Here is a 14,113-nt window from a genome sequence, read left to right as displayed (position 1 = left end):
AATGAGAGACCCGATCCTTAAAGTGCGCGATCTGAAGGTCGAATTCGGCACCAATGACGGGCCCGTCTACGCCGTCAAAGGCATCGACCTCGACGTGATGCCGGGTGAAACGGTCGCGATCGTCGGAGAATCCGGCTCCGGCAAGAGCCAGACCATGATGGCGATCATGGGCCTGCTCGCCGGCAATGGCCGGGCGGATGGCTCGGCGCAATACCGCGGAAAGGAGATCATCGGCCTTTCCGACCGAGCGCTGAACCGCATCCGCGGCGAGAAGATCACCATGATCTTCCAGGAACCGATGACGTCGCTCGATCCGCTCTACAAGATTGGCCGGCAGCTTTCGGAGCCCATCATCCACCACGGCAAGCTCAAGCGAAGCGAGGTGCGGCCGCGCATCATCGAGCTCTTGAAGCTCGTCGGGCTGCCCGACCCGGAACGGCGGATCGATGCCTATCCGCATGAACTTTCCGGCGGCCAACGCCAGCGCGTGATGATCGCAATGGCGCTCGCAAACGACCCAGACATCCTGATCGCCGATGAGCCGACGACGGCACTCGACGTGACGATCCAGGCCCAGATCCTCGAACTCCTTGCCGATCTGCAGAAGCGGCTCGGCATGGCGATCGTCTTCATCACCCACGACCTCGGCATCGTCCGGCGCTTTGCGGACCGCGTCTACGTCATGCAGAAGGGCGAGGTCGTCGAGACGAACGACGCCGAAGTGCTGTTCACCGCCCCTGCCCACCCCTACACGCAGATGCTGCTCGCGGCCGAACCGACCGGCACAAAGGCACCTCCGCCACCAACGGCACCGGTGCTGCTCGAAGGCCGCGATGTCGCGGTCACCTTCCGCGTCGGCGGCGGCTTCCTCAAGGGGCCCGCCATCGATCTCAAGGCCGTCGACCGGATCTCCCTGCAGTTGCGACAAGGCCAGACGATCGGGATCGTCGGCGAATCCGGGTCCGGTAAATCGACGCTTGGGCGGGCGCTCCTGAGGCTCGCGCCATCCAAGGGCGCAGTGCGATTCCAGGGCAAAGACATTTCCCACGCCGACCGCGAAGCGATGCGGCCGTTGCGCCATGAAATGCAGCTCGTCTTCCAGGATCCCTTCGGCTCGCTGTCGCCCCGCATGACGGTCGGCCAGATTGTGACGGAGGGTCTGCTGGTGCACGAACCGCATCTGACCCGACGGGAACGCGATGCGCGCGCGATCGAGGCGCTTGCCGAAGTCGGACTGGATCCGCTGATGCGCAACCGCTACCCGCACGAATTCTCCGGCGGCCAGCGCCAGCGCATCGCGATTGCGCGCGCCATGATACTCAAGCCCAAGATCGTCGTGCTGGACGAACCGACCTCGGCCCTCGACCGCTCGGTGCAGAAACAGATCGTCGACCTGCTGCGCGACCTCCAGAAGGCGCACGACCTCGCCTATCTCTTCATCAGCCATGATCTGGCGGTGGTCCGGGCCATGGCCGACCACATCATCGTGATGAAGGAAGGCCGGATCGTCGAGGAAGGTGCGACAGCCGAAATCTTCGACCATCCGCGGGAAGCCTACACGCAGGCGCTGATGGCGGCGGCGGTGGACCAGACCAGGTTCCGGCGCTCCGCCTGATCGACTGTCGGCTCAACGATCGTCGTCGCCGGGCAGCTTCGGCGGCGCGAAACGCACGATGTCGTCTTCGCCGAGATAGCTGCCGGTCTGGATCTCGATGATCTCCAGCGGGATGACGCCTGGATTTTCCAGCCGATGAACCTCGCCGACTGGGATGTAGGTCGACTGGTTCTCCGAAAGCATCACCTCGCGATCGCCCATCGTTACTTTCGCCGTGCCCCTCACGACGATCCAGTGCTCGGCGCGGTGGTGGTGCATCTGCGTCGACATGGCCGCTCCCGGCTTGACGGTGATGCGCTTCACCGCATCGCGCCCGCCCCTATCGACCGTGTCGATCGCGCCCCAGGGTCGATAGAGCTCGCCGTGGTTCAGATGCTCGCGACGGCCATCGGCTTTGATGGCGTCGACGATGTGGCGCACGTCCTGAACCCTATCCTTGTGTGCGACGAGGACCGCATCCTTCGTCTCGATCACCACGAGATCTGTCGTGCCGACAAGGGCGACCAGTCGGTGATCGGCTTCCACGAAGCTACGGGAACTTGCGGTCGCGATCACATCGCCGCGAAAGGCGTTGCCGTCGGCGTCCTTTTCCCGGACATCGAACAGCGCCGACCAGGACCCGATATCGCTCCATCCCGCATCCAGCGGCACGACCGCCGCCCGCGTCGTCTTCTCCATCACGGCATAGTCGATGGAGATCGCTGGGCACGCCTCGAACGCGGCCCGGTCCAGGCGCAGAAAATCGAGATCGGCGACCGCCCCGTCGAGCGCCCGACGGCACGCAACAGCGATCTCCGGTGCATGGTGCTCGAGTTCTTTTAGATAATCGCTTGCCCGGAACAGGAACATGCCGCTGTTCCAGAGGTGGTCGCCAGAAGCGACATAGCCCTCGGCGGTCGCGCGATTAGGCTTCTCGACGAAGCGCGCGACCTCGAAGCCAACTTCACCAATCGCAGCACCCTGCTGGATATAGCCGTACCCCGTCTCGGGACGGTCCGGCACGATGCCGAAGGTGACCAGCCGGCCGGCCTGCGCCAGCGGCAACGCCTTTTCGACCGCCTGACGAAAGGCAGCGACATCCTGGATCAGGTGATCTGCGGCCAGAACGATGAGAAGAGGATCTTCATGCACCTGAAGCGCCTTTAGCGCTGCGACAGCGATGGCCGGTGCCGTGTTTCGACCAACCGGTTCGAGCACGATCGACTGAGCCCTTGCGCCAATGCCGCGCAACTGCTCGGCGGCCAAGAACCGGTGCTCCTCGTTGCAGATGAGGATCGGGGCGGCTGCCATGCCGGAGAGTCTCAGCGCCGTTTCCTGCAGCATGGTGCGCTCGCTGGTCAGCGGCAGAAACTGCTTTGGGTTCAGCTGACGCGACAGCGGCCACAGCCGCGAGCCGGACCCGCCGGCCAGAAGCACCGGAATGAGCGGCTGCGATGCCGGCATCAGTGATCCACTCCCACAGGAGCGAACGCCTTCAGGCGCCTCAGCCCTTCCGTAAGCAGTGCCTCCGCGGCATCTCGGTTTGGCGCTTCCACGTAGCAGCGCATTTCAGGTGCGTTGCCGGAAGGGCGGAAATGCAAGATCATCCGTTCAGCCAGGAAGAACTTCACGCCGTCGGTCGCATCTTTTCCTTCAACGGCACCGAGACCATCGAGAAACTGCTCGCAAAACGCAGCGTCATTCGCCACCTGGCGCATCAGCGCTTGGCCCTTGGCGACCGGATAATCCTGCAGCCGATCGCTGAGCGCCACAGGCAGGCCAAGCCCCGAGATGACTTCCGAGGCAGCCGCGCCGGTTTCGCCCATGGCAATGAACATGCAGAGGATCGGCAAAAGCGCATCGCGCGTCGGCAAGGCCGGCAGCACATGGCCTGAATAGGTGATGTCGCTGCCGGTCAAAAACCCGCCATTGGCCTCGAAGCCGACGACGTTTCGGTGGCCGGCAGAGACGGCTTCTGCCATGCCGGCAATCACGAAGGGCGAACCGACCCGGGTGCGCAGCACGGGCGCCGAGAGGCCCGCTTCGATTCCCGAACTCGAGGTCACGGGCGTGACGACGCTGCCTGCGTTGAGAATTTTCGCGGCGATCAGGCCGAGCGCATCGCCGCGCACCTGCCGCCCCTTTTCGTCGATGACAAGCGGGCGATCGGCATCCGCATCGGTCGAAATCATGAGATCGAGCTGCTCGCTGACGATCCAGGCAGCAAGCCGAGCGGCATCGGTCGCGCCCAGCGCCTCGGTATCGACGGGCACGAACTGCGCGGAGCGACCGAGCAGCACAGGCTGGCCACCCGATGAGGTGACGATCTCGGCAAGCATCGTCCGTGCAACGGAGGATTGCTCCCAGATTCCGACCCGACGACCGGCAAGCGCCGCGTTGGGTAAAAAGCCGCGATACCGATCGCGATAGGGCGCGAGCGCGTCTGCTTCGGCTGCGGCAATCTCGCCTGTCGAACGAGCGCCGACCGCATGCGAGCCCTGCTCGGCCAGGATTCGCACGATCGCGGCTTCGTCCTGTTTGTCGATCTCGCCATCCGGTCGATAAAATTTCAGCCCATTGCGATCCGCAGGAATGTGCGATCCCGTGACCATGATCGCCGCCATGCCACGGCCCATCGCGAAGCACGCCAAAGCGGGCGTCGGCACGACCCCGCAGCGCACGGGCCTTAGCCCAGCCCGCAGAATGGCGTTGCAAACCGCCTCGCCGATCGCGGCTGAGCTCGGCCGTAAATCCTCGCCGACGGCGATCGAACCGCCCTGCCCGACCAAGCCGGATCGCTGGAGATGCTCGATGAATGCGCGTGAGTAGATACCCGCATCGCCGCCGAGCAGGCGATCGACGAGGCCGCGTACGCCGCTGGTGCCGAATTTGACGGCCTCAGACACGGGCAGCTCGCTCACATGGATGCCGCTGGACAGGCATTAACGTGGGTAATTTCGAGATCATGAGAGACGGGACAATCCTGAGATGCGGGCGCAGGACTAGAGAGATAGCGCGACCCGAGCAGGTGGCCAGTTTGGCTCAAAGACATCATTGGTCGCCCACCCCGTAACGGCGCATCTTGTCCCACAGCGTCGTGCGCGACACGCCGAGCAGTTCTGCGGCGTCCTTCAAGGAACCGTCTGTCTTGGCGAGAGCCGAGACGATTTGGGCACGTTCGGCCGCCTCCCGGGCGGCTGATAGCGTCTCGTCCACGGGTTGTGCCCGTGGCTCCGATCGGGCGATACTGCCGTCGGGAAAAAGATCGCGTGCGGTCAGCACGGTGTCATTGCCGAGCGCCACCGCCCGATCGACACGGTTGATCATCTCGCGAATGTTGCCCGGCCAGCGGTGCGCCAGCGCAGCATCGATCGCTTCCGCACCGATTTCCGGTGGCAGGCGACCCGCTTTTTGCGCCGCCGAAGCGACGAAGGTTTTCAACAGTCCACCAATGTCGCTGCCCCGTTCGCGCAAGGGCGGAAGCTGCAGTGTGATCACATTGATACGAAACCACAGATCTTCGCGAAACTTCCCCTCCGCGACGAGTGCGGCGAGGTCCTGGTTCGTCGCACAGACGATCCGGCCATTGAAGTTGCGCGTGTCGCTACCGCCGAGCCGGCGATATTCCCGCGATTCCAGCACGCGCAGAAGCTTCACCTGCAGTGGGAGCGGGAGATCGCCGATCTCGTCCAGGAACAGCGTCCCGCCTTCCGTTTCCTCGACAAAACCGCGATGTGCGCCGACCGCGCCGGTGAATGAGCCACGCTCATGACCGAAGATCATGGAATCTGCGAGATCAGCAGGCAGCGCCCCGCAATTGACGGGGACGAACGGCGCCGACGCCCGTGGCCCGCTGGCATGGAGATACCTTGCGGCAACCTCCTTGCCCGTGCCCGTCTCGCCAAGCAGCAGCACGGGCATGTCGGTCGACGCCGCACGCTTCAGCATCTGCCCGATCTCGCGCATCGCCGGGCTGTTTGCGAACGGGTCGGCCGGAGCCTCCTTCACCAGCGATCTGCGGGTGATGTTTTGAAGCTCCTCGATCAGCTGATCGAGGTCGAAGGGCTTCGTCACGTAGTTCAGCGCGCCGGCACGCACGAGCCGCACGGCCTGGTCGATGTCGCCGAACGCCGTCATGAAGATCGTCGGCACGAGACCATTGCGGTCGAAATGGCTGCGCATGACCGTCTCGCCATCGCCATCGGGCAGGCGGATATCGGACAGGATGATCGCCGGCTGCAGCGACGCCAGCAGAGTGCGCGCCTCGGTGGCCGACCGCGCCCAGCTGACGCCGAACCCTTCCAGTTCCAGCCGCTGGCGCAGAGATGCTCCAAGCGTGGCATCGTCTTCCACCAGCAAGATCAGTGCACCAGACATCAAGTCACCCGTTGGTTGCCGCTGGAGCGGTTGGTGCGGCAAGCGTTATCCTGACCATCGTTCCGGCGCCATCCTCGCTGCGGATCGAAAGGCTGGCACCGATCTGTTCGACCAGATTGGCGATGACCCAGATACCGATTCCCCGCTCGGCCGGTATCGCTTCCAACTGGCCCGAGATGATCGCGGCGACCATTTCAGGCGGCATTCCCTGGCCTTCATCCTGGATCTCGATCGAGACCGTGTTTTCTCGCACATCCTGCGCGAGCGTGACGGTCACTTTCCCCTTAGCAGGCGAAGCCCGCACGGCATTCAAGAGCAGGTTGATGAGGATCTGCCGTAACGCATCGCCGTCGACATCAATCGCCACAGCTTCGTCCAGCACCCACTCAAGCTGAACGCCGAACCGTCTTGCCTCGGGCTGGATGAGAAGGTCGAGGTCCCGGATATCGCGTGCAAACAGGCGGCTGGTGCCCGAGCGCCGACGATAGGTCGAAAGCGTCACGTCAACGACACGACCGATGCTGTCGAGACCCTTTTCGAGCAAGTCGAGTGTCTGTTCGCGAACATCCGGGCGGTCGCCATAGCGCTTCAAGGTCGAAACGCCGTTCTTCAGGCCCGCCAGCGGATTGCGCACCTCGTGGGCGATCCCAGCCGCCATGCGCGCGAGAAGAGCATCGCGCTCCTGCTGCGCCATCTGTTCGAGCAGTTTCATGCGTTCGGCTTCAGATCGCTCGCGGAGTGCCAAAGCCGCTTCCAGCTGGCGCAACTCGTCGCCTTGGCGCCACGAGACCAACGCGGTCGTCAGCGCGTCCTGATCGGCCAGCCGGTTAATGAATGCGTCGAGCGGGGCAAGCGCGCGCCAGGTGATCACATAGACCGCTATGGCCGCGATGATCGCGACCAGGAAATCGATCCCGAGAGCGACGCCCGAGGCCGTGTCGGCCGTCTCTTTGACAGGTGTCGTGTCGAAGGTCGCAGCCAGAAACAGGACGCGATCGTCCATGGCATAGGTTCTGAGAACCAGAAGCAGACCGCGATCGGGAAACGCGCTGAAGACCGTTTCGCCGGCACCAAGATTTGCTGCGTCATCGAGTGCCGTGACGAGAAGCGATCGGTGAGCTTCGCCGAGAACCATCGTCTGCGTGGTACCGAATACGTCCGTCCAGCGCGCCGCCATGGCTTCTTCGAGCAACGCCGTCCGATAGGTCAGCGACGCCTCGAGCTGCCGCTCCACGGCCGCCGGCGTGTCCGACGTCTCGGCTGCGATATTGCCCGCAAGCGCGTCGAGAAAGACAGCAGCCTGATCGCGCAGCGCCGATTCGCTGTTGGACTGCAGCAGCCTTATACCGAGTTGGGTCGTGCCGACCGCGACGACGAAAATCGCGACCGCCACAAACAGCGGCAAAGCCAGGGTCAGCGGCAAGGTCTGGCGAAGTCGCGACTGCATGGCAACAGCCATACATCACCTTGCCGCCGCTGCACCAGACTCAGGCAGAAGCACGGCCCTCCGGCGCTTCCATGATAAGCACGTCGCCGCCCATGTCTGGGGCGATGCGCGACCGCCAATGGGCGCCGAACCAGCTGGTGCGAAGCGGCTTGGGCGTTGCACCAAGGATGACGGCGTCCGCATCCCGCAACTCATCCGGGATGGCACAACCCTCTGCACTCGCCTCGATGAGCCGGTATCCGCAACGAAAATTCCTGGCAATTTCTTCGATCGCGCGCGTATCGGCACCGCGATCCGCGACATGGACGAGGCTCTCCACCGGCCACAACTGCGCCATGAGTGCCCATTCCACCAGCGCGGGCAGATGGTCCTCCCCGCAGTCGCGCACGACGACCATCGCCGCGCCCGACGCGAGGTGCTTGCCGGTAAAAAGGACAGGGCCTCGATGAACGGACGGTAGCCGCAAGAGACCATCCGGCTCCCATGTCGTCAGGCTGCGACGTTCCTCGACCTGGTGATGGAACCAGCCTTGGCATGGCAGGATGAGAAGCTCCTCTCCCGACCCGTCGCAGGCGAGCAGCTGTTCCGGATCGCCTTCGCTGTAATTGAGCACGGCATCGACACCGATAAAGCTCTTCAGCGTGTTCACGGCCTTGCTTGCGCGGTCGCGGATGAGCCGGCGCATCTGCGCCGGATCTTCCGCCGTGTCGATCGCATGGCCATCGATGAGCACGTGCGCGGAAAGCTTGGCCTCGTTCTGCTTCGCAACGCTGGAGGCACGCTGCGCGACCAGATCGACATTGCCATCGATCACAGCGAAACGCACCGATTCCAGCCGCTGCAGCGAGGCCTTCGAACGCTTCGGCGCAAATGCCTTTGGTGCCGGCGACTTCACGCCATCCACATTTGCCGGAAGCCAGCCCATGCGCTCGTCCAGCGGCAGGCTCGACCGCTCGAGCACGCCTTCGAGAGCGTTGTCACCGCCAAGTGACAGCCGCGCCCCCGATACATAGGAGGCCCGGCCAAGAAGATGGCCGGCAACCGGTACGGTCAGAAGCAGGAATATGACGGTAAAGATACCGAGGATCGTCGCATCGAGCGCGCCATGGGCGATGACGCTGCCGATGATGACGAGGCCGGCGCCGAGCGTGCCAGCCTTGGTGGCCGCATGCATGCGCTGGAACGGATCGGGCAGACGCATCACGCCAAGTGCCGCAATGCAGAGAAAGACGACGCCCGCGAGCTTGAACAGAATGGAGAGAAGCGCGATCATTTCTCGTTCTCCTTCTTCTTCTCGAGCAGGGCCGAAAGCGAGCATGTGGCGAGAAAGCCGATGAGCGCGATGCCGAAGGCGATGTCGAGAAATTCCCGGCGCCCGGTCACGATCATCGTCAATGCTGCGATCGCGACCGCTATCCCCGTCAGCATGTCGAGTGCGACGAAGCGATCCGCATAACCGGGACCCGTCATCATGCGGATGGCCGCCAGCGTCAGCGGCACCATCAGGATCACGATCATCGCCGCGGCGAAGGTCGACAGAATGCCGTCCAGAAACTCGATCATCCTTCAATCTCCTTGATGCGCGTCTCGAATGTATTCTTGATGCTTGTCACCACGGCGTCCGCATCCGGAGCATCGAGAACGTGGACGTAAAGTGTGGACAGGTCCTCGCTCACATGCAGCGAGGTGGTTCCAGGCGTCAGGCTGACGCAATTGGCGAGCGTGGTGATGCCCGCCCGGCTGCGCAGCCCCACCGGAACCGCCAGGATCGCCGGCCGGAGAGCAGCGCTGTCACCGAGAACCTGACGCGCCACTGCAACCGATGAAAGCACCAATTCCTTGATGAAGACGGCAGACAGAACCACCGCCTGAACGGAGCGATTGATGAAGTTCATGGCGTTACTCCTGCTGTGTGCTCACCGCCATAGAAGGCGCCGATGAGCTGCGTGCGATCGCCCATGCTTTCCGCAGCCAAGTTCGAGAATGCGACGAGCGGTTCGGGATTGAAGCCGATGGCGAGCGTGATGATGCCGAGCGCCGCGATCGGCACCAGCATGACCGCCGGAACCGGACGCGCACGCACGGCACGCGGGTGTTCTTTCCAGAAAGCCTCGATCCAGATCTTACTCATCGAGAAGATCGTCAAAAGCCCGACGAACAGCGCAACGGCGGCAAGCCATGCCGCCTCGCCCTGGAAGGACGCATCGACGACCATGAACTTCGCCCAGAAGCCCGACAATGGCGGTATACCTGCCAGCGACAGCGCTGGAATGGCGAAAAGCACTGCCAGAAGCGGCGAAGCCTTCATCAACCCACCGGACTTGCGCAGGTCGAACGACCCGGTGGCCCGGTGAATGGCGCCGGCGACGAAGAAGAGGTTCGCCTTCACCACGATGTGGTGGATGATGTAGAAGACGGCGCCGGCAAGCGCGAGCGGCGTCGCCACCGCCAGGCCCAGCATGATGTAGCCGATCTGGCTGATGATGTGGAACGACAGGATACGGCGCACATCCCACTGGATCGCGGCTCCGAACACGCCGAACAGCATCGTTCCAGCCGCGATGACCGCGATCAGCGGCTTCAGTGTGCCGTTATCCACCTCGAACAACAGCGTGAAGACGCGGAAGAGCGCGTAGACACCGACCTTCGTCAGCAGGCCCGCGAAGACCGCCGAAACGATGATGGACGCCGTGTGGTAAGAGGCCGGCAGCCAGAAAAACATCGGGAAGAACCCGGCCTTGATGCCGAAGGCAAGCAGGAACATCATCGCCGTGAGCGTCAGCGCAGCCGATGGCTCGGTCTGCGGCAGCACCACTGCGAGGTCCGCCATGTTCAGCGTGCCCGTTGCCCCGTAGAGCAGCCCCACCGCCATCAGGAACAGGATGGTAGAGAAGAGGTTGAGCACGGCGTATTTGATCGCGCCATCGATCTGCGCCCGCGTGCGGTCCAGCGTGATGAGGCCGAGCGTCGCGATCAGCATCACTTCGAACCAGACATAGAGGTTGAAGATGTCGCCGGTCAAAAACGCGCCGTTGACGCCGATCATGAGGCCGAGGAAGAGCGGATAGAAGCCCGAGCGCACCTGGCGCTGGCGCAGATCGCCCATGGCGAACACGAGCGCGCAGAGAGCAAGCAGGCTCGAGATCACGACCATCGCGGCACTGAAGCGATCGGCAACGAAAACGATGCCGAAAGGCGGCATCCATCCACCGAACGCCTTGGTCAGGATCGCGCCTTCCATGACCGCATCGACAAGAAACAGCGAGGCGCCGAAGGTCAGAACCATGGTGGTGAGCGCCACCTGCCGCTGTACAGCCGGGAAGGCATGCAGCGCAGCTGCCAGTGCCGCACCGGCAAGCGGCAGGATGACGGGCCAGAGGAGAAGCGTATCAAACATTGTCGGCAGCCTTCTTTGCAAAGGGCGAGCCGAGCTCTTCGGCATCGTTCTGTTCGTCGGTGAAGACCGAGCCCAAGGATTGATAGGCCTTCAACACGAGCGCGGCTGCAAAGGCCACGAGCGCGAAGCCGATGACGATTGCGGTCAGGATGAGAGCTTGGGGCAGCGGGTTGGCCGCTCCCTCGCCGAGCATTTGCTGACCCTGCGGGATCACCGGCGGAGCGGTGAACTGCAGGCCACCCGAGACGAAGATCAGCAGGTTTGCCGCCGTCGACAAAAGCACCACCCCGAAGAGGATGCGCATCACGTGACGCGACAAGAGGAGATAGACGCCGGCACCCATCTGGGCTGCGACTGCGAAAGCGTAGATCAGGCTCACTGCTCCACTCCTTCATAAAAACGGAATACGAGGGCGAGAACGCCGCCAATGACGACCATAAAGACACCGATGTCGAAGATCGTTGCCGTGCCGAGATGCGTGGAGCCGAGTTCCGCCCACCAGTGGGTCAGGAAGGACCCGTCCGAGAAGAGGCCTGGAAGACCGCTCAGGAAGGCGAGGAAGAGCCCGCAGCCGATCAGCACGACCGGATGGACGATCAAGGCCTTGCGTGCCGCCGCAACACTGTCGGCGAGCGCCAGAAGCGCAAAGGCAAGCGCGGCGAACAGCCCACCGATGAACCCGCCCCCCGGCTCGTTGTGACCGCGAAACAGCATGTAGATCGAGGCGACCAGCATCAGCACGAAGAAGAGCCGCGACATGGTTGAGAAGATGACGGACATGACCGCTTACTCCTTTGTGCGAAGGGGTTTGATGGCACCGCGCAGCAGGCCCCACGCTGCGATGGTGGCGATGGCGACGACGGCGATCTCGCCAAGCGTGTCGATTGCGCGATAGTCGACGAGGATGACGTTCACGACGTTGCGGCCATAGGCTTCAAGATAACTCGTCTCGCCGAAATACTCCGACAGCCTGAGATCGACCGGTGTCACCCCGATGGATGCGAGCGCGACGAACATCGCGGCGGCAAAACCACCCGCAATCAGCCCATCGCGCCGCCGTTCGGAGACCGTGCGGGAATGACGGGTGCGCGATGGCAGCCGCAGGAGAACGGCCGTCATCAGGATCACGATGAGGGTCTCGACCGCGATCTGCGTCAGCGCCAGGTCGGGAGCACCGTTCAGCATGAAGATGACCGCCGAACCGAAGCCGACGATGCCGACCGATACCAGGCTCGCGATGAGCGAGCGGACCAGGATCGTTGCTATGGCGCCGATCACCGTCAATGCGAGAACCAGCGCGACCGAGATGCGGATATCGCCCTCACCAGCCAGAAAATCCCCACTTGGCGCTGCGAAGAACGCAATGACCAGCCCGGCGATGACCGTCAGCAGAACGATCGTCGTGTAGCGATGCTGGTCGCCATTCTGCAGCAACCGCGTCGATATGCGCGCCGCACCAAGAACGCCGTTCAGCGCACCGTGATAGAAGCGGTCGCCAAGGAACCCATAGGCATGGTCGAAGCTCTTCAGCGCCGTGTGGATCTGCGTCCACTTGATGACGATCAGCGCGCCGATAAAGACGACCAGCGCAGAAAGGAACAGCATCGGGGTCAGCCCGTGCCAGAGCGAGAACGACACGTCGATCGGCTGTCCATAGAGAGCCGAAGCGGCCGGACCGATGAGCCATTGCGCGGCCGGTGCCGGGACGAGACCGATCAGGATGCCGCCGGCGGCAAGCAGCATCGGGCCGATGAGCAGACCGGCCGTCTCGCCGTGGTGGACTTTCGAGACCCGCTCGGGCTTGAAGTAGAAAGGCCGAATAGAGACGACACCGGCGACACCGACCATCACGGCGTTCACCAGGACGGCAATAGCGACCGGTACGACGTTCCAGTCGCTCGAAAGCTGCGCTTCGAAAAGATACTCCTTCGAGATGAAGCCGACGAAGGGCGGCAGCCCGGCCATGGACAGGCTGGCGAGCACCGCCGCGACGGCAGTGACCGGCAAGAAACGCGCAAGCCCGCCAAGCTTTCCGAGGCTCGCCTCGCCCGTGGCATGAATGGCCGTACCCGCGCAGAAGAAGAGCGCCGCCTTGTAGAGCGCATGCGCCAGAATGAACCCGACTGTCGCCACGGCCGCGACCTCGCCGGTGAGGCCGATCAGCATGACAAGAATGCCGAGGGAAGCCACCGTGGATTGCGCCAGCACCGCCTTGAAGCCTTCGGCCCTGAGCGCCTGAAGGGCCGAAACGATCATGGTCAGGGAACCGACCACCACAAGCGTGTGCCCGTAGGCCGGCATCTCGGCGAAGACGGCATCGAACCGCGCCAGAAGGAACACACCGAGCTTCACCATCGTGGCCGAGTGCAGATAGGCCGATGCCGGTGTCGGCGCTGCCATGGCATTCGGGAGCCAGAAGTGGAATGGAAACTGGGCACTCTTGGTGAAAGCGCCGATCATGATCAGCACCGCGATCATGCCTGCCCAGGGGCTGGCAACGAGCTCGTCGGAGCGCGCCAGCACCTCGGTGAAGGAAAACGTGCCGAGCGTCATGCCGATCACGACGAGGCCGGCAAACAGCACGAGCCCGCCGCCGCCAGTGACGATGAGCGACTGAAGAGCCGACTTGCGGGCAGCCTCCTTGTGGCCGTCGAAGCCGATCAGCAGGAAAGATGCGAGGCTCGTCAGTTCCCAGAAGACGAACATGACGATGAGGTTGTCGGACAGAACCGTACCGAGCATCGCCGTCATGAACAGCATGATGAGGCTGAGGAAGCGGCCAAGCTCACCGCTCGGCTTCTCGGCAAAATAGGCGCCCGCATAGATCGTCACCAGCGTGCCGATCCCGGTAATGAGCAAGGCAAAGAGCAGCGAGAAACCGTCCAGCCTGAAGGCGAGTTCGACCCCAAGCGATGGCACCCAGGAGAGCTGCGCAAACAGCACTTCCCCGCCCGCCACCTGCGCTACGTGGAGGAAGATGGACACGAAAATGAACAGCGGAATGAGACTGATCGCCCACCCCGTGTGCCGCCCCAGAACCGACGAAACCGGCCGAGCAACCACGGCCCCCGCCAAAGCGATCAATATGCTCCATTCAAATGTCACGGCATGCATTCCTCTTTGCTGGTGACAAACAGGTCAGCAAGCGGCATGCCAGAATGGAAGGATGGGCAATTTCTGATGCTTAGGGGGACTGAGAAAGCTGAACGTTCAGAAAGCTGAACACAGCCTCACGACGTGAGTTCGAAATTTCGAACATGCGCGGCAATGAGGGACACCTATAAAGCCGCCACGGCAG

The 14,113-nt window shown here is 63.1% G+C and carries 12 protein-coding genes; 1 reads left to right on the top strand and 11 read right to left on the bottom strand.

What is annotated here, in order from left to right:
• Position 1: 1 nt before the first annotated feature.
• Positions 2-1,615 (top strand): ABC transporter ATP-binding protein, encoded by a 1,614-nt coding sequence (locus QQL76_RS02730; protein ID WP_499206266.1) that lies wholly within the window; start codon positions 2-4, stop codon positions 1,613-1,615.
• A gap of 12 nt (positions 1,616-1,627) precedes the next feature.
• Here QQL76_RS02730 and QQL76_RS02725 read toward each other — a convergent pair whose 3' ends face one another.
• From QQL76_RS02725 to mbhE, 11 genes are all read right to left on the bottom strand, one after another.
• Positions 1,628-3,058 carry a mannose-6-phosphate isomerase type 2 family protein gene (locus QQL76_RS02725; RefSeq protein WP_499206265.1) on the bottom strand — a complete coding sequence of 477 codons (1,431 nt, stop codon included), beginning with the start codon at positions 3,056-3,058 and terminating at the stop codon, positions 1,628-1,630.
• The gene (locus tag QQL76_RS02720; RefSeq protein ID WP_499206264.1) at positions 3,058-4,500 is read right to left on the bottom strand and encodes a phosphohexomutase domain-containing protein; all 1,443 of its coding nucleotides are present in this window, start codon (positions 4,498-4,500) and stop codon (positions 3,058-3,060) included. The genes QQL76_RS02725 and QQL76_RS02720 overlap by 1 nt, the downstream gene beginning before the upstream one ends.
• Positions 4,501-4,645: 145 nt before the next feature.
• Positions 4,646-5,971 carry a sigma-54-dependent transcriptional regulator gene (locus QQL76_RS02715; protein WP_499206263.1) on the bottom strand — a complete coding sequence of 442 codons (1,326 nt, stop codon included), beginning with the start codon at positions 5,969-5,971 and terminating at the stop codon, positions 4,646-4,648.
• Positions 5,972-5,975: 4 nt separating this feature from the next.
• A complete protein-coding gene (locus tag QQL76_RS02710; protein ID WP_499206262.1) occupies positions 5,976-7,418 on the bottom strand; it encodes a sensor histidine kinase in 1,443 nt (480 codons plus the stop codon).
• Between the two features lie 40 nt (positions 7,419-7,458).
• Complete coding sequence (gene mnhG / locus QQL76_RS02705) at positions 7,459-8,691, bottom strand: cation:proton antiporter (protein WP_499206261.1); 1,233 nt, start codon at positions 8,689-8,691, stop codon at positions 7,459-7,461.
• Entirely contained in the window at positions 8,688-8,981 is a 294-nt protein-coding gene (locus QQL76_RS02700; RefSeq protein WP_126008693.1) for an MrpF/PhaF family protein, read from the bottom strand. Before QQL76_RS02700 ends, mnhG begins: the two co-directional genes overlap by 4 nt.
• The gene (locus tag QQL76_RS02695; RefSeq protein WP_499206260.1) at positions 8,978-9,313 is read right to left on the bottom strand and encodes a Na+/H+ antiporter subunit E; all 336 of its coding nucleotides are present in this window, start codon (positions 9,311-9,313) and stop codon (positions 8,978-8,980) included. Before QQL76_RS02695 ends, QQL76_RS02700 begins: the two co-directional genes overlap by 4 nt.
• Positions 9,310-10,815 carry a proton-conducting transporter membrane subunit gene (locus QQL76_RS02690; protein ID WP_499206259.1) on the bottom strand — a complete coding sequence of 502 codons (1,506 nt, stop codon included), beginning with the start codon at positions 10,813-10,815 and terminating at the stop codon, positions 9,310-9,312. The genes QQL76_RS02695 and QQL76_RS02690 overlap by 4 nt, the downstream gene beginning before the upstream one ends.
• Entirely contained in the window at positions 10,808-11,194 is a 387-nt protein-coding gene (locus QQL76_RS02685) for an NADH-quinone oxidoreductase subunit K (RefSeq protein ID WP_126008687.1), read from the bottom strand. The genes QQL76_RS02690 and QQL76_RS02685 overlap by 8 nt, the downstream gene beginning before the upstream one ends.
• Complete coding sequence (locus QQL76_RS02680; protein WP_404863906.1) at positions 11,191-11,595, bottom strand: MnhB domain-containing protein; 405 nt, start codon at positions 11,593-11,595, stop codon at positions 11,191-11,193. Before QQL76_RS02680 ends, QQL76_RS02685 begins: the two co-directional genes overlap by 4 nt.
• Before the next feature lie 6 nt (positions 11,596-11,601).
• The gene (mbhE, locus tag QQL76_RS02675; RefSeq protein WP_499206258.1) at positions 11,602-13,929 is read right to left on the bottom strand and encodes a hydrogen gas-evolving membrane-bound hydrogenase subunit E; all 2,328 of its coding nucleotides are present in this window, start codon (positions 13,927-13,929) and stop codon (positions 11,602-11,604) included.
• Between the last annotated feature and the right edge of the window lie 184 nt (positions 13,930-14,113).

Source organism: Rhizobium albus (assembly GCA_030160035.1).
GTDB classification, from domain to species: domain Bacteria; phylum Pseudomonadota; class Alphaproteobacteria; order Rhizobiales; family Rhizobiaceae; genus Georhizobium; species Georhizobium albus.
The sequence above is the reverse complement of the archived record's forward strand: the minus strand, read 5'-3'. Positions and strand labels throughout refer to the sequence as shown.